Genomic DNA, 22,556 nt, shown 5'->3' with positions numbered 1-22,556 from the left:
TTTTGACGAGTGAAATGATTATAGCTTTAGCTGAACGTTCAATTTCAGTCATATTATTGACTTCAGGACCTCTCTTACTCGTTGCGCTTGCAACAGGATTGGCCGTTAGTATTTTTCAAGCAACGACACAAATTCAAGAGCAAACTTTGGCATTCGTCCCGAAAATAATCGCTGTTCTTGTAGGCATTGTTTTTTTCGGTTCATGGATGCTTGGAACCGTTACGACTTTTGCAACAGATATATTTGAAAATCTAGTTCGGTTTATCGGGTGAGCATATGGAAGAACTTATCCCGGCATTACCTAGCTATTTATTAATATTGACGCGAGTTACTACTTTTTTCGTCACGGTTCCGTTGTTTTCTTATCGAGCAATTCCGACAACTCAACGCATTATTTTTGGAGCGCTATTAGCTTGGATGATGGTGTATACGATTGAGGCACCGGAAATTGAAATTGATGGCCATTATATTTTACTCGTTATGAAAGAGGCAGTTATCGGCTTAGCAATCGGTATGATTGCTTATATCATTATGGCGGCAATTCAAATTGCAGGCGGATTTATCGACTTTCAAATGGGGTTCGCTGTTGCTAATATTATTGACCCGCAAACAGGAGCCCAGTCTCCTTTATTAGGTCAGTTTTTCAATTCGCTAGCGATGTTATTATTGCTTGCGTTAAATGGTCATCATCTACTATTAGATGGCATTTTCTATAGTTATCAATTTTTGCCGATAGAAGGTGGTTGGCCCGCTTTTGGTTCTGGCTCAGTAGCTGAATTTGTGTTGACTACATTTGCCGCCGTATTTGCCATTGCTTTTCAGATGTCTATCCCTATCGTTGCAACATTATTTTTAGTTGACCTTGCGCTCGGGATTACTGCTAGGACTGTTCCGCAATTAAACATTTTTGTTGTTGGATTCCCTATCAAGATTGGTGTGAGTTTTCTAGTTTTGTCAATTATGATGGTTGTCATGGTTGGCGTGATGCAGAAGTTATTCCAGTTTATGATTGTTAGTATGAGAGACCTGATGTATCTGTTAGGAGGCGGATAATTTGAAGTTGCGACTTGAGTTGCAGTTTTTCGCTGGGGAAAAAACCGAAAAAGCGACAGATAAGAAACGCCAAGATTCCCGAAAGAAGGGTCAGGTTTTAAAAAGTCAAGATGTGACGAGTGCAATTGTCATGTTGTCTGTTTTTTTATTTCTTTTTTTTGCATCCAGTTATATGCGAGAACGCTTTTTCAGCTTTTTTCAGCATGCATTCACACATTATTTTTCATTGAAAGACCTAGACGCTGAAGTTGCACTGCTTATTTATGGTGAAGTACTGATACAGATCGCGTTTATTTTATTACCTGTTATGCTGATTGCTGTTATAGCAGGAATAGCGGGAAATTTATTTCAATTTGGTTGGTTGTTTACAACAGAGCCGTTAAAGTTTGACTTGAAAAAAATCGACCCAATTAAAGGGCTGAAGCGCATTTTTTCAATCCGCGCCATTGTTGAACTAATGAAGTCGATATTGAAAATTTCATTTATCGGGACGGTAACATTTCTCGTTATTTGGATGAACATTGATAAAGTTCTTTCCTTAGCATTCAAAAGTGCTTGGGATACGTTATCGACGATAGGTCAATTGACGGCGATGATGGGAATATCGGCTTCATTTACTTTATTATTTATCTCGATTCTTGACTTTTTTTATCAGAAATATGACTACGAAAAAAACCTTAGAATGTCTAAACAAGACATTAAGGATGAACATAAAAATACTGAAGGAGACCCTCTAATTAAGTCTCGTATTAAACAAAGACAGCGTGAAATGGCGATGCGTCGAATGATGCAAGAAGTTCCAACCGCGGATGTTGTTATCACAAACCCGACCCATTATGCGATTGCCATTAAATATGATGATGGGGAGATGGATGCGCCCATTATCGTTGCTAAAGGTGTAGATTTCATTGCACAAAAGATTAAAATGATTGCGAAAGAACATGAGATTGTAACCGTTGAAAATCGACCCCTTGCCAGGTCGTTATATGATCAAGTAGAAATAAACGAACCAGTTCCAGAAGAGTTTTTTAAAGCGATTGCAGAAGTGCTTGCTTATGTATATCGAATACAACGCAAAATTTAAGTAGAAAGAGGCGATGACATGCAATATAGAGATATAGGGATTCTAGCAGCAGTCATTATGATTGTTGCCATGCTTGTCATCCCGTTACCCCCATGGCTATTAAGCTTTCTTATTATCATCAATATTACAATCGCTTTAATGATTTTATTAACATCTATGAATATGCAGGAAGCTTTACAGTTTTCAATTTTTCCGACGTTATTGCTTCTAATGACTGTTTTTAGATTAGGGCTCAATATCTCAACAACGCGAGCGATTTTGAGTGAAGCAGATGCTGGCGGCGTAGTCGATACGTTTGGTTCATTCGTAACAGGAGGAAATATTGTCGTTGGACTTGTCATTTTTGCGATCCTTGTGATCATTCAATTCCTTGTGATTACAAAAGGAGCTGAACGGGTATCTGAAGTTGCTGCTCGTTTTACATTAGATGCGATGCCAGGTAAGCAAATGAGTATTGACGCGGATTTGAATGCCGGGATGATATCTGAAATGGATGCTCGAGTGCGACGTGAAAAAGTGAGCAACGAAGCGGACTTTTATGGTGCGATGGATGGAGCTACAAAATTTGTAAAAGGAGACGCCATCGCCGGAATTATTATCGTCATTATTAACTTACTCGTTGGGATGATTGTTGGAATTGTGCAAATGGGTCTTCCGTTTGGAGAAGCAGCTGCGGTCTTTACACGGTTAACAGTCGGTGATGGGATTGTCTCGCAAATCCCAGCGCTTCTTATTTCGACAGCAACCGGTATCGTTGTGACGCGTGCAGCATCAGAAGGTAACCTAGGTGCTGATATTACAAAACAATTACTAGGACAACCTAAGCTTCTATATGTTGCCGCCGTCACATTGTTTTTACTCGGCGTATTTACACCGATTCATATAATGTTACCTTTGCCAATATCGATTGCACTTGCGACAGGTGCATTTATGATGACTCGACGGGTAGAAGAAGACCCCGAAGAACTTCTTGAGATTGAGGAAGAAGAAAAGACAGATGAACTGAAAAGTCCTGAAAACATTGTGAACCTACTCAATATTGATCCGATAGAATTTGAGTTTGGTTATGGGTTAATTCCACTTGTGGATGCAACACAAGGAGGAGATTTACTCGATCGTGTGGTTATGATCCGGAGACAACTTGCAATTGAACTAGGGTTGGTCATTCCAGTCGTACGAATTCGAGACAACATCCAATTACAACCGAATGAATATCGGATTAAAATAAAAGGAAATGAATTGGCAAAAGGGGAACTTTTATTAGATCATTACTTGGCGATGAGTCCTGGCGGAGAAGATTCAATTGAAGGCATTGAAACGATTGAACCATCATTTGGACTTCCGGCAAAATGGATTTCAGAAGCTGTCAAAGAGGATGCAGAAATTCAAGGGTATACGGTCGTTGATCCTCCGAGTGTTGTGTCAACGCATTTAACTGAAGTTATTCGAGCACATGCGGCTGATTTACTCGGCAGACAGGAAACAAAACAACTTATCGATCACGTTCAAGAAACGTATCCAATTTTAGTAGAAGAATTAACACCAACACCTTTATCTATTGGAGAAATTCAAAAGGTATTGGCAAAGTTATTAAGTGAACAAGTTTCCATTCGGAATTTACCAATCATATTTGAAGCGCTTGCGGATTACTCAAAATACACATCAGATGTTGATGTATTGACGGAATATGCAAGACAAGCATTAGCAAGACAAATTACGAATCAATATGCGGGAGACAGTGGCGCTTTAAAAGTGCTGACTGTTTCAGGAAAAGTTGAGAAAACAATTGCAGATAGTATTCAACAAACTGAACAGGGGAATTTTTTATCTTTAGACCCATCGATTTCTCAACAAATATTGGAGTCAATTTCACAAGAAGTCGAGAGAGTGGCCTTGATGAACCAATCACCGGTTATTCTATCATCGCCCGCAATACGTATGTATGTTAGACAAATTACAGAACGTTATTTTCCTCAAATCCCAGTGCTCTCATATAACGAACTTGAGGCTTCTGTCGAGGTACAAAGTGTAGGGGTAGTGAATATAGCATGAACATGAAGAAATATACGGCCGATACAATGGTCAACGCCATGAAAAAAGTCCGAGCTGATTTCGGGGATGACGCCATTATTTTGAGTTCTAATGTCATCCAGTCAAAAGGCATACTCGGACTCTTTAAGAAGAAAACGGTTGAAGTAGTGGCGGGATATGACGCACCTAGAAAATCTTATGAAACAAAAATCGAAACGCCTATTCAACAAACGAGTCAATTGGATAATACGACTATACAATTAAAGCAAGAAATGTCGGAGATGAAAAAAATGTTGAAAAATATGCAGTTGTCAACAGAGTTTTCTCAGTATCCCGAAGAAATACATCCGCTGCTACATCATTTGAAAAGGCAAGGCGTATCTGAACAATTAGTAGGTGAAATTGGGACTACTATTTTCAATCATATGAAAGATAAGAAAGAAGATTTAACAATGGTCGAACAGTGCCGACTCGTGCAACAACTTTTATCTGAAAAAGTTGAGGATTTACCTTTTGGCGGCATTACATTTCAGAAGAAGTATATTCACGTCCTCGGTCCCACTGGCGTTGGAAAAACGACAACGATAGCCAAGATTGCTGCGCGTGCCCTGCTAGAAAAGAAAATGAAAATCGGATTTATTACGACGGATACCTATCGAATCGCTGCAATTGAACAGTTGCGTACCTATGCGAATTTACTTCAGGCGCCTGTTGAAGTTGTCTACAATCAAGCGGATTTCATGAAAGCGGTAGAGAAATTCTCACATTTAGATCTTGTATTCATTGACACGGCAGGACGTAATTACAAAGAAGCAAAGTTTGTTGAAGATTTGAAGCAAATTGTTGATTTTTCATTGGATATGGAAACGTTTCTCGTACTGTCGATGACTTCCAAAGAAGAAGATATGGAAGTGATTATAGAGCAGTTTAAATCACTGCCAATTAAAAAGTTTATTTTCACGAAAATGGATGAAACAAATTCAATGGGAACGCTATTTAATTTAATGATTAAATACGGATATGGGATAGCTTACTATACTGATGGACAAGAAGTGCCTGAAGATTTAGAAGAGGCAACAACAGAGAATGTGATTCGGCTGTTATTGGAGGACCTAACCAATGCGCGATCAAGCTGAAAGTCTACGTCTAAAAATGTTAGCATCTTCGGGGGAGTTAGCGAGAACCATCGCTGTAGTGAGTGGCAAAGGTGGTGTAGGAAAATCAAATTTCTCCACCAACTTTGCGCATGCCTTGCTAAAACAAGGCAAGAAAGTCGTTATCGTAGACATGGATATCGGAATGGGCAATATACATATCTTGCTCGGCAAGTCGCCTCAACATAGTTTAATGGATTATTTGATAGGAACAGAAGGAATAAATTCAATCATCAATCAGACAGAAGAAGGGCTAGATTTTATATCTGGAGGTTCCGGATTAGAAGCAATTATGGAATGGTCAGATGACACATTTGAGCGTCTTACAGTCGCTTTTGAACATTTACAAAGAACGTATGATTTCGTCCTATTTGATATGGGTGCGGGCGCAACGAAACGTGTGATTGAACTGCTCATTGCAATTGATGAGATTATCGTCATTTCAACGAATGAACCTACTTCTATTACCGATGCCTACTCAATGATGAAATTTATTTTCATGAAAGATCCCGACAAATCATTTTATTTGGTTGGCAATCGAGTCACTAAAGCCAATGGAGGAAATGATGCGGTGTTAAGATTACAGTTTGCGATGAAGAAGTTTTTACAGAAAGAAACAACCATTTTAGGGTTTCTGCCAGAGGAGACGGTCGTTCAAAAATCAGTGATTGCACAAACACCTTACTTTCTTACCCATCCGAATGCACTGATTTCTAAGAGATTACTAACAATGACCGAAGTGTTCACAAATTTTAATCGAAAACAAGAAAATCAGAAAAGGCTAGGGTTTATTGGAACGTTGAAAAATATCTTCACGAGAGGTCGTGATTAAACTGACTAGCTTTAAGAAAAAGGCGCTTGTTGTTGATGATTCCGCATTTATGCGTAAGCTCATTACAGATATTCTTAATAGTCATCCGAAAATTGAGGTTGTAGGCGTAGCAAGAAATGGAAAAGACGCACTTGACAAAATCGCAACTTTAAAACCTGATGTTATTACATTAGATATAGAAATGCCAATTATGGACGGACTTGAAGCGTTACAGGAAATTATGAAAAAGCATCCAACTCCAGTCGTCATGCTGTCCAGTACGACAAAAAAAGGTGCAGAAAATACAATGCTTGCAATGGAATATGGGGCGGTAGATTTTATTGCTAAACCAGGAGGAGCAATTTCGTTAAATCTTGGCAATGTGAAAGGCGAAATAATTGCAAAAATTTTTGCAGCCGCAAATGTGTCATTGTCTAAGTTAAAAACAAAGATTGAATATGGAAAAACGAGAAACGAGATGCAACAAACGCACCAGCCACTCGGGCCAACCAATAAAGCCAATCGAGTTAAGTCAACGAACGTGCGAAAAAGTAATGGGCTAAGATTTAAATCGAAAGGCAAAAAAGTGGTTGTGATAGGCACATCTACAGGGGGCCCTCGCGCACTACAAAAAGTGCTGACACAATTTCCAAAAGATATAGAAGCGCCTATTTTAATCGTTCAACATATGCCCCCAGGTTTCACGAAATCATTAGCTGAACGTCTAAATAATTTGTGTGAAATCACTGTTAAGGAAGCAGAAAACGGTGATTTACTAGAAAATGGAACGGCTTATCTTGCACCAGGCGGTCAACATTTTACTGTTCGAAAGTTAGGGATGTCGTTTGTTGCGCAAATTAATGACAAAGAGCCTCCCCGCCTAGGTCATCGTCCATCAGTTAATGTATTATTTGAATCGGTAGCAGAATTTCGTAGTTTGAAATGTTTAGCTGTCATTATGACAGGCATGGGAAATGACGGTTTGGAAGGTGTAAAACGTTTGAAAGAAAATTGTGAAACAATCACCATCGCAGAATCGAAAGAGACTAGCGTTGTCTATGGTATGCCGCGAGCGATTGTCGATCATGCGCTGGCAGATGAAGTCGCCAAACTAGAAAACATCGGAATAACGATTAGCGAGATTATTCAATCATGAAGGGGCGAGAAGATGGATACAAATCAATACTTAGAAATGTTTTTAGACGAGAGTAGAGAGCATCTTCAATCTTGTAACCAGTATCTACTTGAACTTGAAAATAATCCGGACGATTTAACAATCGTAAATGAAATTTTTCGTGCGGCTCATACATTGAAGGGGATGTCCGCAACGATGGGTTATACCGATATCGCGGATTTAACCCACGTGATGGAAAACGTGCTCGATGCGATTCGGAATGCAAAATTACAAGTAACTGCAGAAATGTTAGATGTCGTGTTTGAAGCTGTCAGTGATTTAGAAGAAATGGTTCAAGATATTGAAGCAGGTGGTACAGGTAAAAAAGATGTGACGGCTCTTGTGCAACAATTAACAAGAATTGAGTCAGGTGAATCAATTATAAGTCGGTCAGAGGTTGCAGCAACCAGTATAGTGGAAAAAAGTGAGGCCACAACACTTCATTATGATGAATTTGAAACGACAGTCATTACACAATCATTTGACCAAGGCTATCATGTGTTTGAAGTACATGTAACGCTTCGGGAGGATTGTTTATTAAAAGCCGCGAGAGTTTTTATGGTGTTTGAAATTCTTGAAAACAGCGGAGATATTATTAAGTCAGTCCCCTCTGTTGAAAAATTAGAAGAAGAAGCTTTTGACCAAGAATTTACAGTGGTCATGATTACAAATGAGGAGACTGAAGAGCTTCAGTCGAAAATTATGAAAGTATCTGAAGTAGATAGCGTTCACGTTACGGAAATTTCAAAGCAATCTTTAGAGGATGGAAAGCGCCATCAAGAGGAAGAAATTGCGAGACCTACTATAGAAACTAAACAACCTTCAACTGTCGCTAAGCAAAATGAGAAGAAGCGACCAAATCAAACACCAGCGACCAATAGAACGATACGGGTCAACATCGAAAGATTAGATGTACTGATGAACTTGTTTGAGGAACTTGTCATTGATCGTGGTCGTTTACAATCCATTTCTACTGAACTTCATCATCCCGAATTAACAGAAACCGTAGAACGAATTACGAGAGTCTCGGGAGATTTACAAAACATTATTTTGAATATGCGTATGATTCCTGTTGAAACAGTATTTAACCGCTTTCCAACAATGGTTAGACAACTTGCAAGAGAGTTAAATAAAAAAGTTAAATTAGAAATCATTGGGGCAGAAACGGAGCTTGATCGGACGGTTATCGATGAAATTGGCGATCCACTTGTTCATCTTATTCGAAATGCCTTAGATCATGGGATTGAGTCTCCTGAGGAACGTGTAGCAAATGGCAAGCCCGAAGAGGGGATTGTAAAGTTAAGCGCTTATCATTCAGGAAATAACGTGTTTATTGAGCTAGAAGATGATGGGGCAGGTGTAAATCGTGAGCGAGTCCTTGCGAAAGCGGTAACGAATGGCATTATCACAGAAGAAGATGCCGCAACACTATCGGATAAGCAAGTGGCAGAACTGATTTTGGCATCTGGTTTTTCGACAGCCGAAAAAGTATCAGATGTTTCTGGTCGTGGCGTAGGTTTAGATGTTGTGCGAAATACAATTGAATCCTTAGGTGGACATATTACGATAGAGTCGACAGAAGGGCAAGGTTCTTTATTCCAAGTCCAATTACCACTGACATTATCTATTATTTCAGTCATGCTTGTCGAGTTAGATAACGAAGTATATGCAATTCCTTTATCGTCAATTATTGAAACAGCGATTATTCATCAGTCAGACGTGATGAATGCACATTCGCAACGAGTAATCGATTTTAGAGGAAACATTATTCCACTCCTAGATTTAAAAGAGGTTTTTGAATTAACAGAAGAGCAAGCTGTGGATGAAGATTATCAATCTGTTGTCATTATCCGAAAAGGAGACAAACTAGCTGCGCTAAAAGTAGATTCATTTATAGGCCAACAAGAAATTGTGCTGAAAGGTTTAGGCAATTATTTGACGAATGTATTTGCGATTTCTGGTGCCACAATTTTAGGTGATGGAAAAGTTGCATTAATCGTTGACTGTAACGCATTAATTAAATAGAAGGAAGTGACTGAATGTGACTGAGATTGCCCAACAAGAGCTAACTAAAGTCATTATATTCGAACTGATGGATAAAGAATATGCGATTGAGATTGATGTCGTTCAAGGAATTGAGCGGGTTATGTCGATTACACGAGTACCTAAAACCCCTTCTTATGTAAAAGGCGTTATCAATTTGAGAGGCGTCGTCACACCAACTATAGACTTACGTGAACGCTTTTTGTTAGAACCTAAAGAAATGGATGATAGAACCCGAATTATTATCGTCTCATTAGAAGATTACGATGTAGGGCTCATAGTAGATGGGGCGAACGATGTAATAGATTTACCACTTAGTGCGATTGAACCCCAACCGCAAGTCGTAGGTTCAGTTGCTTCGGAGTTTATTTCAGGTGTTGCAAAAGTAGAGGAGCGTTTATTTGTACTACTAGAACTTACAAAAGTATTAGAACCGATCAAACGAGCTGAAGTTACATGAGTGCAGAAATCAAAATTACGGACTTGCACTTAGATGTCTTGAAAGAAATTGGAAACATCGGTTCTGCGCATGCGGCTACATCGCTTTCGCAATTACTGAATCGAAAAATTGACATGTACGTTCCGAATGTCCAATTGGTTACGTTTGACGAAATGTTTGATCTAGCTGGCGGAGCGGATGAAACAATTGTTGGTATCTTTCTACGTATTCAGGGCGATGTTTCGGGGAGTATGTTTTTTATGCTGTCTATTGATTGTGCCAATCATTTTATAAATTTATTAACAGGTGAAGAGTCATTTGACTTTCATAGGATGAATGTTACAGACATTGGAATTTCCTCCATGCAAGAGCTAGGCAATATATTGTCTGGTTCTTATTTGTCAGCATTGTCGGATTTTACTGGCCTGAAAATTCATCCGACAGTCCCATCGTTATCTGTGGATATGGTCGGTGCCATCATTAGTTTTGGGCTGATTGAGGTATCTCAGTACAGTGATGAAGTGATTGTGATTGATACAGAAATCCGAGAAGAAGGCATGAAGTATTCTGATAGTATTAAAGGTAATTTCTTTTTATTGCCAGATCCGCACTCATATGCAACGATTTTTCAGTCGTTAGGTGTCCTATAAGATGATGACGAAAACTGAAATCGTTCGTGTAGGCATTTCAGATTGGAATATCGTGAAAGGCAATGCAACGATTCGCACAGCTGGCCTCGGTTCTTGTGTCGGCATTGTGTTGTATGACGAATTTAAAAAAATTGCAGGTATGGTACATATTATGCTACCTGATTCAAGTCTCGATCGCTCAGCGCGAATTAATCATGCGAAATATGCCGACACAGGAATCTACATGTTAATGGAATTGTTGAAAAGCGAAGGGGGAAGACCGATGTCATTAAAAGCTAAAATTGCTGGAGGCGCTCAAATGTTTCAGTATGGTTCTACTGATACATTACGAATTGGGCCGAGAAATATCGAGGCTGTCAAACAAGTACTTAGACGACTTGCTATACCTATAATTGCTGAAGATACAGGCGGCTCCAAAGGACGCACGATTGAATTCGATCCAACAACTTCTATGCTCTCGGTCCGAACTGTAAATTCCGAACCAAAAGAAATTTAACATATAAAAGTGTAGTCGCTCGTCTAGACAATATGTGAATTAAGAAATCGCAAATTTTTTGATGTCGTATTGAATAGAAGGCACTACATTCACATACGAACTAGCAGGAAAGTGAGGGATTCGATGTCAAAACGGGATCAGGTAAAGGAAGCTGAATATTGGGGACGATGGATGCTAAACCGTGATCCAGACGCTGGGAACTTACTTGTCGAAAAATATACGCCCCTCGTTTCGTATCACGTGCAAAGGATAAGTGCTGGACTTCCTAAAAGTGTTTCTAGGGATGATATCATGAGCCTTGGGTTACAAGGTTTATTTGACGCATTAACGAAATTTGATCCAGGCAGGGATTTAAAGTTTGATACATACGCATCATTTCGCATCCGCGGTACAATTATCGATGGTTTACGAAAAGAAGATTGGTTATCACGCGCATCAAGAGAACGGACGAAAAAGCTTCAGCAGGAAATCGAAAAACTTGAACAGAAATTAATGCGACATGTGACGCCTGAAGAAGTAGCGGAGCATTTGAATATAGCCGTAGAAGATGTTTATCAAACGATGCATGAACAATACTTTTCAAATGTGCTGTCACTCGATGAAAAGATACAAGACGAAGAGCGTGATGACCCTCAAACATTCGTTATTAAAGATGACCGAGAAAAAACACCCGAACAAGATTTAGTAATGAATGAATTGATAGCTGATTTAACGACCAAAATTCAAGCGTTAAACGACAATGAACAACTCGTATTAAGTTTATTTTATAAAGAAGAATTAACATTAACTGAAATTGGAGAAGTGCTCAGTTTATCTACCTCCCGTATTTCACAAATTCACTCTCGTGCATTATTTAAGCTGAGAAAACAATTAGCTCCAGAAGTAATAAACGGAGGGATTTTATGAGCTTGAAAGGTATCGAATTGCAAATTGCGATTCCTAAAACCTTTGATGCTGGTAAAGTAGCTGAGCAAAAGCAACAACGTGCTCAAATTATGCAAGATCAAGCAAATGTTCAAACGGAGAAGCAGGTAGAGAAGAATAAGGAGACCGCTGTGGAAACAGAGTCATCTAAAAAAACTGATGATGGTAAAAAGGAACAGCCAGATCACCAAGCGCAAGAAGAGGAACACAGTCGAAAGGAAAGCCAAAAGAAAACAAAGCATCCATATAAAGGGTCCTTTGTCGATTTTAGCGGGTAGCAAAAATGACAACGATTTTTTTAGTGGTTTTATTTATTACACAGATCATTAGCTTTTACTTAATAGCATTACTGTATATGAAATTATCCAAGTTTGATGACCTTGAAAAGAAACAAAATACGTTAATGAAAGAAATGGACGATGCAATCGCCGTTTATTTAGCTGAAATAAAAGATGAAAATGATAAGTTGGTCGAAAAAATAACTGCAAAAACAAAAGATGAAAGTATTTTTAATGAGGCATCATTAAAACAACCTGATAAGGATCTGAAGACGAGGGAAGAGGCTGATCTGCCAATTACAATGCCAAAGCATACAATTCGCAATCATGCACGTCAATCTTACGAAGCAGTAAAGCTAAATGTCTTGCAAGAAGATCTAGAAATAGATGATAAGACACGAGTTATACAATTGCATGAAGACGGGAAGTCTGTTGAGGATATTGCAAAATTATTAGGCAAAGGACAAACTGAAATAGAACTTATTTTGAAGTTCAAATAAAATTGTTTGCAAAGGAAAGTTCATTATGCTATATTAGCAAATGGTATTACTACACACGTGCACTGACTACGGAAACGGTGCCGAAAGGTCGTTCTGTTGGATGATTTGCACGGAGGAATATAACCAAAATTGGAGGAAATTAAAATGGCAGTAGTTTCAATGAAACAATTACTCGAAGCAGGTGTTCATTTCGGACACCAAACACGTCGCTGGAACCCAAAAATGAAGAAATTCATTTTTGTAGAGCGTAACGGAATTTATATTATCGATCTTCAAAAAACGGTGAAAATGCTTGAAGGAGCATACGATTTCATGCGTCAAGTTGGTGAAGATGGTGGGAAAGTACTTTTCGTAGGTACGAAAAAACAAGCACAAGATGCAATTAAAGAAGAAGCAGAACGTGCTGGTATGTACTACATCAACCAACGCTGGTTAGGTGGTACACTAACTAACTTTGCTACAATCCAAAAAAGTGTAGCACGTATGAAGAAAATCGAGAAAATGGAAGAAGACGGTACATTTGAAGTACTTCCAAAGAAAGAAGTAGTTCAATTAAATAAAGAACACGAAAGACTAGAGAAATTCCTAGGCGGAATCCGTGACATGAAGTCACTTCCAGATGTAATGTTCGTTGTTGACCCACGCAAAGAGCGTATTGCTGTTGCGGAAGCAATTAAATTGAACATTCCAATTGTAGGAATCGTAGATACAAACTGTGACCCAGATGAAATTGACTACGTTATCCCTGCGAATGACGATGCAATTCGCGCAGTACGTTTATTAACAAGCAAAATGGCGGATGCTTTAATCGAATCTAGACAAGGTGAAGAAAACGCTCCTGCTGAAGAAGTTGTAGAGGAAGAAACTGTAACAGCTGAGTAATACGAGAGTATACTTTCACAAGACGATAAGCGGTCAGCCCTTATCGTCTTTTTTTGGAAAAGACGACACATATTGGAGGAATGGAAAATGACAAAAGTTACAGCACAAATGGTTAAAGAACTACGCGAAAAAACAGGCGCTGGTATGATGGATTGTAAAAAAGCACTAACAGAAGTTAATGGTGACATTGACGCAGCTGTTGATTTCTTACGTAAAAAAGGATTATCAAGCGCTGATAAAAAGGCAGATCGTATTGCAGCAGAAGGTTCCGCATATATTCACGTTGATGGTAACGAAGCAGTTATTGTTGAAGTGAACGCAGAAACAGACTTTGTTGCAAAGAACGAAGGTTTCCAAACGCTTGTTAAAGAGCTTGCAGAACACCTACTAAAAACAAAGCCAGCTTCAATTGAAGAAGCACACGATTCAAAATTAGAAAACGGTCATACTGTTTCTGAGCATATCTCAAACGCAGTTGCAAAGATCGGTGAAAAAATCACACTACGTCGTTTCGAAATCCGTACAAAAACTGATGCTGATGCATTTGGTCCATACCTTCACATGGGTGGAACAATTGGTGTACTAGTTACATTAGAAGGTTCTACAGACGAAGAAGCAGCTAAAGACGTTGCAATGCACATCGCTGCAATGAATCCGAAGTATGTTTCTCGTGACGAAGTTCCAGCTGATGAGGTTGAGCGTGAGAAAAAGGTACTTACTGAACAAGCATTAAACGAAGGTAAGCCAGAAAATATCGTTGCGAAAATGGTTGAAGGCCGTATCGGTAAATACTTCGAAGATATTTGTGTACTAGATCAACCATTCGTAAAAGACTCAGACCAAAAAGTTGCTGCTTTCGTTAAATCAACAGGCGGCACACTAAAAGGTTTCGTTCGCTATGCAGTTGGCGAAGGAATCGAAAAGCGCGAAGAAAACTTCGCAGACGAAGTACTAAGCCAAGTAAAAGGTAACTAATAAGCAAAAGTGAAAAGCGCCGTTTAGCTTCGACAGGCGTTGGAGGGAAGGGCTTTCTCCAAAAGGTGTGAACTTTTACCTTTTGAGAAAGACCGAAACGACCCGAGAAGCTGGATATAATCAAGTGCTGAGCGTATCGTGTAAAAATGATACACATCAGCAAATGTAAATAAGAAATAAATTGGGAACACGCTTGTAGTGTTCCCTCTTTTTCGAGAAATCTGAATAACTGGAGGGCCAAATGAGCATGCCGAAATATAAACGAATTGTTTTGAAACTAAGTGGTGAAGCACTTGCTGGAGAACAAGGCTTTGGATTATCCCCTGAAATTATTAAAAATGTTGCTGAACAAGTAAAAGAAGTCGCTGACTTAGGCGTTGAAGTGGCCGTTGTTGTTGGCGGTGGAAATATTTGGAGAGGTAAAGTAGGCAGTGAAATGGGGATGGACCGTGCAACTGCGGACTATATGGGAATGCTCGCAACTGTTATGAACTCACTAGCCCTTCAAGATTCCCTCGAGAAACTTGGAGTTGAAAGTCGAGTTTCTACGTCAATTGAAATGCGACAAGTTGCAGAACCTTACATACGACGAAAAGCGATACGTCATCTTGAGAAAAAGCGAGTCGTTATCTTTGCTGCGGGCACAGGAAATCCATATTTTTCAACCGATACAACAGCGGCATTAAGAGCAGCAGAAATTGAAGCCGATGTAATCTTAATGGCTAAAAATAATGTTGATGGTGTATATTCTGCCGATCCAATGGTAGATACGACAGCCGTGAAGTATAATGAGTTATCTTATCTACAAGTCATTAGCCAAGGACTTGAAGTGATGGATTCAACAGCTTCAACTCTGTGCATGGACAATGATATACCACTTGTTGTATTCTCGATAATGGAGAGTGGAAATATTAAGAAAGCCGTACTCGGAGAGCCAATCGGGACGGTCGTTAGGAGGAATATGTAATGCCGAACGGAGTAATGGAAACAGCAAAACAAAAAATGGACAATGCGATTAACGCATTTACAAGAGAACTTGCTTCAATTAGAGCAGGGCGCGCAAATGCTTCACTACTCGATAGAATTACTGTCGATTATTACGGAGTACCTACACCAATTAACCAAATGGCAGGAATTTCAGTGCCAGAAGCAAGACTTCTTGCGATTCAACCATATGATAAAACAATCATTGGAGAAATTGAAAAAGCCATCTTAAAATCGGATATCGGAATCACACCGTCAAATGACGGATCGATTATTCGCCTTGCAATACCTGCATTAACAGAAGAGCGTAGAAAAGACATCGTAAAAACTGTCAAAAAGGAAGCGGAAGACTCAAAAGTAGTCATACGTAATATCCGCCGAGACGCAAATGAGGAATTCAAAAAGCTTGAAAAGAACTCTGAAATAACAGAAGATGATCTTCACCGTAATGGGGATGAAATTCAAAAGTTAACAGATGCCTATATCAAACAAATCGATGATATCGCTAAAGAAAAAGAAAATGAAATCATGGAGATTTGATAAGAGAACTTTTTGTATTCCAAGACGTCCTTATTTCAGGACGTCTTTTTTTTATGGTATAATAGAACTCTAATTGTTGAACGAAAGCCGCTGGCGCGTGTAGCTAGATGTAACGAAAGCGGAAGGCGCCGCCTAGCCCCGACAGGCATAAGTCGATTTAAAAAAGAAGGCATCCAAAGAGCGCCGCGTCCTGATTTGTGCCTTAATTTCTGCAAAATACACAGAAATACGGCAAATCAAACCCTTCGCTGTTCGATTGGCAAAGGATGCATGACCTACATCCTGTAGGCCCGCGTGTTTTGCCACACAGCTGGATTGATTATGACCCGAGGGGCTGGCGCCTGCAGCTAGATGTATCAAAAGCGGAATGCGCACGCAAGATAGGATATACAGCTGGCCAACTTAATTCGCCGCGAGTATCAAAACGAAATATAAAATGATTATAATTGCTCTAGAAAGTAGTAGAGTGGAGGAAATAATATGCTAAATAAGCTTATGCGAAAGAAAAGTATGGAATCCGATATTTCATTAACGGAACAAATTGCAAATGTCAAAAGCAGACAAATCCCTGCTCATGTAGCAATTATTATGGATGGAAACGGTAGATGGGCGAAAAAACGTAATTTACCAAGGATAGCAGGGCACCACGAAGGAATGAAAACAGTCCGCAAAATTGCGCGAATCGCGAATGATATTGGAATCAAAGTACTAACACTCTACGCTTTTTCCACAGAAAACTGGAAGCGACCGAAGTTAGAGATAGACTTTCTAATGAAACTACCTGGAGAGTTTTTGAATACATACCTTTCTGAACTCATTGAAGAAAATGTGAAAGTGGAAATGATCGGGAATGTAAATTTATTGCCGGAGCATACGAAACAAGCGATTCAAAAGGCGATTGAAGCAACTAAACATAATGATGGAATGATTTTGAATTTCGCAATGAATTATGGGAGTCGCTTGGAAATCATTCAATGTATGCAAGCGTTAGCGGAGAAGACTGCTAATGGTGATCTGAATTGGGAAGATATTAATGAAGATGTTGTTAATTCCCATTTGATGACAGCTCATTTACCAGAACCGGATTTGCTTATTCGAACAAGTGGCGAAGTAAGGTTATCTAATTTTATGTTATGGCAACTCGCATACGCGGAATTTTCATTTACAGACGTATTGTGGCCAGATTTTGATGAACAATGTTTGTTGAATGTGTTACAGGATTTTCAATCACGTAGTAGAAGGTTTGGCAATGTGGAAGGAGAAGGAGTCGAATGAAGCAAAGAATTATCACAGCAATTGTTGCGATCGCCTTTTTTGTTCCACTAGTCTTTATCGGAAGTTGGCCGTTCACTCTCGCAGTTTATCTTCTTGCGACAATCGGCCTTTTTGAATTATTACGAATGAGAAAGATTCATTTGTTATCAATTCCTGGAATACTGACATGGATAGCACTTGCTGTATTACTTTTACCAGCACAATATAGTGAGAGCTTAAATAGAGCATTCGGTTATACAAAAGTTGAAATTACTTTTTCCATCGTCCTTTTATTATTAATTTATACAGTTATCGTTAAAAATCGCTTCACTTTTGATCATGCCGCATTCTCAATGTTTGGTGCGTTATATGTTGGTATTGGATTTTATTATTTAATTGAAACGCGATTAGCTGGTATAGAGTTTATCATATACGCACTACTAGTTATTTGGATGACAGATTCTGGTGCGTATTTTGTAGGAAGAAAAATCGGGAAACGTAAACTTTGGCCAGAGATTTCGCCGAATAAAACAATTGAAGGGTTTGTTGGTGGGATTATCACAGCAATTATTTTTGCATGCATATTCCACGCACTTGTACCGATTGCTTCCTCGTATATTTATTTAATAGGTGTTACAATCATAGCATCAGTTGTTGGTCAATTAGGAGACCTAGTTGAATCGGCTATAAAACGATATTATGATGTGAAAGATTCAGGAAACATATTGCCGGGACATGGCGGAATACTAGATCGGTTTGACAGCCTGCTATTTGTATTGCCACTCCTTCATTTTCTACATTTTGTAGTCTGAAAGAAAGGATTTCGACATGAAAAAGAAAATTAGTTTATTAGGTGCAACAGGTTCTATTGGTGTACAAACATTAGATATACTAAAATCAAATCCAAATACATTTGAACTCGTATCTTTTTCAGCAGGTCTGAATATTGATAAGGTAAGAGAAATTGCAAGTACATTTCAACCAAATATGGTTTCTGTCATTAGGCAAGAAGATGCAAAAGTTTTACAGTCGGAATTTCCGAGGATCACCTTTGTATATGGAGCAGAGGGGTTGAGAGAAGTTGCTGCCTGTACAGGTGCGGATATTTTAGTGAATGCGGTTATTGGAAGTGTCGGGTTAGGTCCAACGTTAGAAGCGATCCGGGCAGGCATTACAATCGCAATTGCGAATAAAGAAACACTTGTCGCAGCAGGGGAAATTGTGATGGACGAAGCAAGAAAGTTCAATGTTCCTCTCCTTCCAGTAGATAGTGAACACTCAGCTTTATTTCAGTCATTGAATGGTGAAAATCCTAAAGAAATTACCAAGTTAATATTAACTGCATCTGGCGGTAGTTTTAGAGATGTCACTCGTGATGAATTATCAAATGTGACGGTCGAGGAAGCATTGGCGCATCCAAACTGGTCGATGGGGAGTAAATTAACGATTGACTCAGCGACGATGATGAACAAAGGGCTTGAAGTAATAGAAGCTCACCATTTGTTTAATATTCCTTACGAGCAGATTGATGTCTTATTGCACCGTGAAAGTATTATCCATTCTATGGTTGAATTTCACGATACAAGTGTGATGGCACAGTTAGGATCTACGGATATGCGCGTGCCAATTCAGTATGCTTTAACGTATCCGCATCGAATTCCAATGCAAAATGCAAAGCGTCTCCGATTAGAAGAAATCGGGCAATTACATTTTGAAAAAATTGATTTCAAACGTTTTAAAGCACTTGCACTTGCCTATGAAGCAGGTAAAGCAGGTGGCACAATGCCTACAGCGATGAATGCTGCAAATGAAATTGCTGTAAGTTTATTTATGAAGGGGCACATTCCATTTTTGGAAATTGATGAAATTGTTGAACGTGTCATGGATGAACATAAAACGATTGTAAAACCAACACTTGAAGCAATTTTAGAAGTAGATAGGAACACTAGAAACACAGTCTATGCTATGGTACAGTGAGTATTACTAATATCGGGCGAAGAAAAGGATTCAACAGTCAGTTCTGAGCCAGCGAAGGTGGTTTTTTATGGAGACCGTAATTGCTTTTATAATCGTATTCGGTTCCCTTGTCTTTTTTCATGAATTAGGTCATTTTCTATTCGCGAAAAAAGCTGGAATTATGGTGCGTGAATTTGCGATCGGATTTGGTCCGAAAATAATTGGCATTACAAAAGGTGAGACAATCTATACGATTCGCTTGTTGCCGCTTGGTGGCTATGTACGAATGGCAGGCGAAGATTTTGATACAGTCGAATTACTACCTGGATATCGGGTTGGACTGTATATCGGTCAAACAGGTGAAGTTGAAAAACTCTATTTGAATCAAAATATATCAAATCCTGATATCTTATTTATGGAAACAGAAAAATCAGACCTTGATAAAGAATTGTATATAGAAGGATACAGTGATGACGGGGAATTTGTTCGTTATCCGATTGCAAGAGATGCTGTCATCATCGAAAAAGGACAAGAAACAATTATTGCTCCTTACGATAGACAATTTGAATCGAAACCACTTGCAAGCCGTGCAATGACGATATTTGCTGGACCGTTATTTAACTTTATTTTATCCTTTTTGATTTTCTTGACAATCGGTTTATTACAAGGTGTTCCTACAAATGAACCGGTAATTACGGAAGTGCAAAGTTCAGGAGCAGCCTATGAAGGCGGCATGCAAGATGGTGACTACGTTAAAGAAGTAAACGATACACCGATTTCGACATGGACCGAATTTGCAGAAATCATTCAAAAGCATCCTGGAGAACAACTTTCTTTCCTAGTTGAAAGAAATGGTGATTTAGTCAAATTACATGTTGTTCCTGCTACGATTGAAGAGGCAGGACAAAAATTCGGACAAATTGGTGTTCTTTATACAAGCCCAGTCGAAAAAAATGCACTTAAAGCAGTCGTTTTCGGTGCAGATCAAACATGGACTTGGTTTAAAAGAATATTTGAACTGCTCGGCATGCTCGTAACCGGTAAGTTTACGATTGATGCATTGTCAGGGCCCGTTGGAATTTATAAGGCAACAGAAGAAGTTGCCCAATATGGCGTGTATAATTTAATGCACTGGGCTGCGATTTTAAGTATTAACTTAGGAATTATGAATTTACTGCCATTACCTGCACTTGATGGTGGTAGGTTATTATTCTTTTTATTTGAAGCAATTAGAGGTAAGCCCATTGATAAGCAAAAAGAAGGTATGGTTCATTTTGTAGGCATTGTCCTTCTAATGATCTTAATGATTGTTGTCACATGGAATGATATTCAGCGATTCTTTTTCAGTAGTTGAGTCAATTTCATAATGACCTTATTCTGCTACATCGACGCAACATATAGTTCGGGAATGGTCCAACCCGACTGTATGTTGTGGTGATGTAGCAATGAAACCCTATTATGAAATTGACTAGTTAGTCATTTTAAATTTATTATGATAAGGCGCCATCTATTTATAGACTTTTAGGCGCCCTTTACCTTTACTAAAATGCAAATACTAGGTGGTTAAAAATATGAAACAGTCACAAGCGTTTATACCGACATTACGCGAGAATCCAACTGATGTGGAAACAACATCCCATCAACTTTTATTGCGTGCAGGGTTTCTACGTCGACATACAAGTGGAGTATATTCATATTTACCTTTTGGATTGAAAGTATTAAGGAAAATCGAAGCGATCATTCGTGAAGAAATGGAAGCAATCGGTGCTGTAGAAATGGCAACACCGACTTTACAAACATCTGAACTATTACAAGAACGTATTGGGATAGCTGAAGACGATAGTAATTTGTTTCATTTAGAGGATGAACGAAATCGTACCTACATACTTGGTGCGTTACATACAGAACAGGTGACTTCTTTAATTAGAGATGAAGTTAAATCCTATAAACAGTTACCATTAACATTGTATCAGATGATAACAAAATTCCAGGACGAGCCCCGTCCTCGTTTTGGATTATTGGTAAATCGTGAATTTGTCAAACAAGAAGCCTATTCTTTCCATGTTTCTGATGAAAGTTTCCATGAAACTTATGAACAGATGAAAGAAGCGTACTCAACAATTTTCACGAAATTAAATTTGGCCTGTTATGCAGTAGATTTAGCATCTAGTCCGCAAGATAGCCTTGTGGCGTATCAATTCGTCGCAAAAGCCAATGATGGTGACGAGAAAATTGCTTATAGCAGTACAGGCTCATTTGCTGAAAGTGTTGAACAGGCAGCTGTCAGCAATCACTATGAAAAATCAGATGAGATACTTCAAGAAATAGAGAAAGTCGAAACACCCAAAAAGAGAACCATTCAGGAAGTTGCTGATTTTTTAGAAGTTCCGATAGAAAAATGTATCAAAACACTTATTTATAAAGTAGATGATGAAATCGTCGCGGTTATTAGTCGAGGCGATCATAAAATTAACGAAATAAAACTAAAAAATGCCATTGCTGCTCATTCGGTTACATTAGCTGAAGAGAATACGGTAAAAGCATTACTTTCTTGTGAATCTGGATCAATTGGTCCCGTGCAATTGCCGGTAGGTGTGAAAATCATTGCAGATTTTGCTGTTGCTTCAATTGTAAACGGCGTAGCTGGAGCTAATGAAGATGATTTTCATTTACTCAATGTCAATCCTGAAAAAGATTTTGCGGTGAATGAATATGCGGATTTGCGCTATGCTGAAGAAGGAGATATAGCGCCCGACGGTATTGGTACGATAAAGTTTACAAAAGGATTTGAGGTGGGGCGGCTCGATGCCCTAGGGATAGCTTATAGTGGGCCAATGAATGCAACTTTCATTGATGAAGCAGGGACTGACAAACCTATGATTATGGGGCGTTATGGCATGAATGTGTCCCGAATTATGGCAGTAATTGCTGAACAATATAATGATGAGTTTGGTTTAAAATGGCCTAAAAACTTATCCCCTTTTGATATTCATCTCGTGCCGATTAATTTAAATGATGCTAGTCAAAAAGAACTCGCCGATAATTTATATAAACTTCTTCAAACGTATCGATTCGAGGTACTGTACGATGACCGTACCGAACGTGCGGGTGTAAAGTTTGCAGATGCTGATTTAATTGGATTGCCAATTCGAATTACAATTGGCAAGAAAGCGAAAGACGGAATATTGGAAGTGAAATTTCGGGAGACTGGTGAAATGACTGAGTGGCAAGTTGAAGAAGTGACCGAAAAGCTTCAAGCATTTTTCACTATGGATTAATAACGGAGGGAAGGCCGCGGAATGGCACTTCCTTCTTTTCATCTAGGAAT

General features: G+C 38.9%; 23 protein-coding genes. All 23 read left to right on the top strand.

What is annotated here, in order from left to right; all coding sequences use genetic code 11:
• Positions 1 to 2: 2 nt before the first annotated feature.
• Complete coding sequence (gene fliQ / locus AB1H92_RS09805; RefSeq protein ID WP_115360466.1) at positions 3 to 272, top strand: flagellar biosynthesis protein FliQ; 270 nt, start codon at positions 3 to 5, stop codon at positions 270 to 272.
• A 4-nt stretch (positions 273 to 276) separates the two neighbouring features.
• Positions 277 to 1,053, top strand: a complete 777-nt coding sequence (gene fliR / locus AB1H92_RS09800) for a flagellar biosynthetic protein FliR (protein ID WP_115360467.1) — start codon at positions 277 to 279, stop codon at positions 1,051 to 1,053.
• A gap of 1 nt (position 1,054) precedes the next feature.
• Complete coding sequence (gene flhB / locus AB1H92_RS09795; RefSeq protein ID WP_115360468.1) at positions 1,055 to 2,137, top strand: flagellar biosynthesis protein FlhB; 1,083 nt, start codon at positions 1,055 to 1,057, stop codon at positions 2,135 to 2,137.
• Positions 2,138 to 2,155: 18 nt separating this feature from the next.
• The gene (gene flhA, locus AB1H92_RS09790; protein ID WP_115360469.1) at positions 2,156 to 4,189 is read left to right on the top strand and encodes a flagellar biosynthesis protein FlhA; all 2,034 of its coding nucleotides are present in this window, start codon (positions 2,156 to 2,158) and stop codon (positions 4,187 to 4,189) included.
• Positions 4,186 to 5,304: a flagellar biosynthesis protein FlhF gene (gene flhF, locus AB1H92_RS09785; RefSeq protein WP_115360470.1), complete on the top strand. Its 1,119-nt coding sequence runs from the start codon at positions 4,186 to 4,188 to the stop codon at positions 5,302 to 5,304. Before flhA ends, flhF begins: the two co-directional genes overlap by 4 nt.
• A complete protein-coding gene (locus AB1H92_RS09780; protein ID WP_115360471.1) occupies positions 5,288 to 6,154 on the top strand; it encodes a MinD/ParA family protein in 867 nt (288 codons plus the stop codon). Before flhF ends, AB1H92_RS09780 begins: the two co-directional genes overlap by 17 nt.
• Positions 6,147 to 7,289 (top strand): chemotaxis response regulator protein-glutamate methylesterase, encoded by a 1,143-nt coding sequence (locus AB1H92_RS09775; protein WP_370474945.1) that lies wholly within the window; start codon positions 6,147 to 6,149, stop codon positions 7,287 to 7,289. Before AB1H92_RS09780 ends, AB1H92_RS09775 begins: the two co-directional genes overlap by 8 nt.
• 12 nt (positions 7,290 to 7,301) lie before the next feature.
• Complete coding sequence (locus AB1H92_RS09770; RefSeq protein ID WP_115360472.1) at positions 7,302 to 9,332, top strand: chemotaxis protein CheA; 2,031 nt, start codon at positions 7,302 to 7,304, stop codon at positions 9,330 to 9,332.
• A gap of 16 nt (positions 9,333 to 9,348) precedes the next feature.
• The gene (locus AB1H92_RS09765) at positions 9,349 to 9,810 is read left to right on the top strand and encodes a chemotaxis protein CheW (RefSeq protein WP_115360473.1); all 462 of its coding nucleotides are present in this window, start codon (positions 9,349 to 9,351) and stop codon (positions 9,808 to 9,810) included.
• Complete coding sequence (locus tag AB1H92_RS09760) at positions 9,807 to 10,439, top strand: chemotaxis protein CheC (protein ID WP_115360474.1); 633 nt, start codon at positions 9,807 to 9,809, stop codon at positions 10,437 to 10,439. Before AB1H92_RS09765 ends, AB1H92_RS09760 begins: the two co-directional genes overlap by 4 nt.
• A gap of 1 nt (position 10,440) precedes the next feature.
• The gene (locus AB1H92_RS09755) at positions 10,441 to 10,935 is read left to right on the top strand and encodes a chemotaxis protein CheD (protein WP_115360475.1); all 495 of its coding nucleotides are present in this window, start codon (positions 10,441 to 10,443) and stop codon (positions 10,933 to 10,935) included.
• A gap of 123 nt (positions 10,936 to 11,058) precedes the next feature.
• Positions 11,059 to 11,841, top strand: coding sequence for a FliA/WhiG family RNA polymerase sigma factor (locus AB1H92_RS09750; protein WP_115360476.1), 783 nt, complete (start codon positions 11,059 to 11,061; stop codon positions 11,839 to 11,841).
• Positions 11,838 to 12,137, top strand: coding sequence for an RNA polymerase subunit sigma (locus AB1H92_RS09745; protein WP_115360477.1), 300 nt, complete (start codon positions 11,838 to 11,840; stop codon positions 12,135 to 12,137). The genes AB1H92_RS09750 and AB1H92_RS09745 overlap by 4 nt, the downstream gene beginning before the upstream one ends.
• A 5-nt stretch (positions 12,138 to 12,142) precedes the next feature.
• Positions 12,143 to 12,637: a DUF6115 domain-containing protein gene (locus tag AB1H92_RS09740; RefSeq protein ID WP_115360478.1), complete on the top strand. Its 495-nt coding sequence runs from the start codon at positions 12,143 to 12,145 to the stop codon at positions 12,635 to 12,637.
• Positions 12,638 to 12,781: 144 nt separating this feature from the next.
• Positions 12,782 to 13,519: a 30S ribosomal protein S2 gene (gene rpsB / locus AB1H92_RS09735; protein WP_115360479.1), complete on the top strand. Its 738-nt coding sequence runs from the start codon at positions 12,782 to 12,784 to the stop codon at positions 13,517 to 13,519.
• Between the two features lie 87 nt (positions 13,520 to 13,606).
• Positions 13,607 to 14,494, top strand: coding sequence for a translation elongation factor Ts (gene tsf / locus AB1H92_RS09730; RefSeq protein ID WP_115360480.1), 888 nt, complete (start codon positions 13,607 to 13,609; stop codon positions 14,492 to 14,494).
• 241 nt (positions 14,495 to 14,735) lie between these two features.
• Positions 14,736 to 15,461 (top strand): UMP kinase, encoded by a 726-nt coding sequence (gene pyrH, locus AB1H92_RS09725; RefSeq protein WP_115360481.1) that lies wholly within the window; start codon positions 14,736 to 14,738, stop codon positions 15,459 to 15,461.
• Positions 15,461 to 16,018 carry a ribosome recycling factor gene (frr, locus tag AB1H92_RS09720; RefSeq protein WP_115360482.1) on the top strand — a complete coding sequence of 186 codons (558 nt, stop codon included), beginning with the start codon at positions 15,461 to 15,463 and terminating at the stop codon, positions 16,016 to 16,018. The genes pyrH and frr overlap by 1 nt, the downstream gene beginning before the upstream one ends.
• Before the next feature lie 480 nt (positions 16,019 to 16,498).
• Positions 16,499 to 17,293, top strand: a complete 795-nt coding sequence (locus AB1H92_RS09715; protein ID WP_115360483.1) for an isoprenyl transferase — start codon at positions 16,499 to 16,501, stop codon at positions 17,291 to 17,293.
• The gene (locus AB1H92_RS09710) at positions 17,290 to 18,084 is read left to right on the top strand and encodes a phosphatidate cytidylyltransferase (protein ID WP_115360484.1); all 795 of its coding nucleotides are present in this window, start codon (positions 17,290 to 17,292) and stop codon (positions 18,082 to 18,084) included. The genes AB1H92_RS09715 and AB1H92_RS09710 overlap by 4 nt, the downstream gene beginning before the upstream one ends.
• A 16-nt stretch (positions 18,085 to 18,100) precedes the next feature.
• Positions 18,101 to 19,249, top strand: a complete 1,149-nt coding sequence (locus AB1H92_RS09705; RefSeq protein WP_115360485.1) for a 1-deoxy-D-xylulose-5-phosphate reductoisomerase — start codon at positions 18,101 to 18,103, stop codon at positions 19,247 to 19,249.
• Positions 19,250 to 19,316: 67 nt separating this feature from the next.
• Positions 19,317 to 20,582: an RIP metalloprotease RseP gene (gene rseP, locus AB1H92_RS09700; RefSeq protein ID WP_115360486.1), complete on the top strand. Its 1,266-nt coding sequence runs from the start codon at positions 19,317 to 19,319 to the stop codon at positions 20,580 to 20,582.
• A 217-nt stretch (positions 20,583 to 20,799) separates the two neighbouring features.
• The gene (locus AB1H92_RS09695; protein WP_115360487.1) at positions 20,800 to 22,506 is read left to right on the top strand and encodes a proline--tRNA ligase; all 1,707 of its coding nucleotides are present in this window, start codon (positions 20,800 to 20,802) and stop codon (positions 22,504 to 22,506) included.
• Positions 22,507 to 22,556 lie beyond the last annotated feature (50 nt).

Source organism: Sporosarcina pasteurii, assembly GCF_041295575.1.
Lineage (GTDB): Bacteria > Bacillota > Bacilli > Bacillales_A > Planococcaceae > Sporosarcina > Sporosarcina pasteurii.
The sequence above is the reverse complement of the archived record's forward strand: the minus strand, read 5'-3'. Positions and strand labels throughout refer to the sequence as shown.

Bases quoted from the DNA above. Each gene is read 5' to 3' on its own strand.
- pyrH (WP_115360481.1), top strand. From the start codon at position 14,736: ATGAGCATGCCGAAATATAAACGAATTGTTTTGAAACTAAGTGGTGAA.
- AB1H92_RS09705 (WP_115360485.1), top strand. From the start codon at position 18,101: ATGAAAAAGAAAATTAGTTTATTAGGTGCAACAGGTTCTATTGGTGTA.
- rseP (WP_115360486.1), top strand. From the start codon at position 19,317: ATGGAGACCGTAATTGCTTTTATAATCGTATTCGGTTCCCTTGTCTTT.
- AB1H92_RS09715 (WP_115360483.1), top strand. From the start codon at position 16,499: ATGCTAAATAAGCTTATGCGAAAGAAAAGTATGGAATCCGATATTTCA.
- fliR (WP_115360467.1), top strand. From the start codon at position 277: ATGGAAGAACTTATCCCGGCATTACCTAGCTATTTATTAATATTGACG.
- AB1H92_RS09780 (WP_115360471.1), top strand. From the start codon at position 5,288: ATGCGCGATCAAGCTGAAAGTCTACGTCTAAAAATGTTAGCATCTTCG.
- AB1H92_RS09755 (WP_115360475.1), top strand. From the start codon at position 10,441: ATGATGACGAAAACTGAAATCGTTCGTGTAGGCATTTCAGATTGGAAT.
- AB1H92_RS09710 (WP_115360484.1), top strand. From the start codon at position 17,290: ATGAAGCAAAGAATTATCACAGCAATTGTTGCGATCGCCTTTTTTGTT.
- rpsB (WP_115360479.1), top strand. From the start codon at position 12,782: ATGGCAGTAGTTTCAATGAAACAATTACTCGAAGCAGGTGTTCATTTC.
- AB1H92_RS09760 (WP_115360474.1), top strand. From the start codon at position 9,807: ATGAGTGCAGAAATCAAAATTACGGACTTGCACTTAGATGTCTTGAAA.
- AB1H92_RS09745 (WP_115360477.1), top strand. From the start codon at position 11,838: ATGAGCTTGAAAGGTATCGAATTGCAAATTGCGATTCCTAAAACCTTT.
- flhA (WP_115360469.1), top strand. From the start codon at position 2,156: ATGCAATATAGAGATATAGGGATTCTAGCAGCAGTCATTATGATTGTT.
- AB1H92_RS09740 (WP_115360478.1), top strand. From the start codon at position 12,143: ATGACAACGATTTTTTTAGTGGTTTTATTTATTACACAGATCATTAGC.
- frr (WP_115360482.1), top strand. From the start codon at position 15,461: ATGCCGAACGGAGTAATGGAAACAGCAAAACAAAAAATGGACAATGCG.
- AB1H92_RS09750 (WP_115360476.1), top strand. From the start codon at position 11,059: ATGTCAAAACGGGATCAGGTAAAGGAAGCTGAATATTGGGGACGATGG.
- tsf (WP_115360480.1), top strand. From the start codon at position 13,607: ATGACAAAAGTTACAGCACAAATGGTTAAAGAACTACGCGAAAAAACA.
- AB1H92_RS09695 (WP_115360487.1), top strand. From the start codon at position 20,800: ATGAAACAGTCACAAGCGTTTATACCGACATTACGCGAGAATCCAACT.
- AB1H92_RS09770 (WP_115360472.1), top strand. From the start codon at position 7,302: ATGGATACAAATCAATACTTAGAAATGTTTTTAGACGAGAGTAGAGAG.
- flhF (WP_115360470.1), top strand. From the start codon at position 4,186: ATGAACATGAAGAAATATACGGCCGATACAATGGTCAACGCCATGAAA.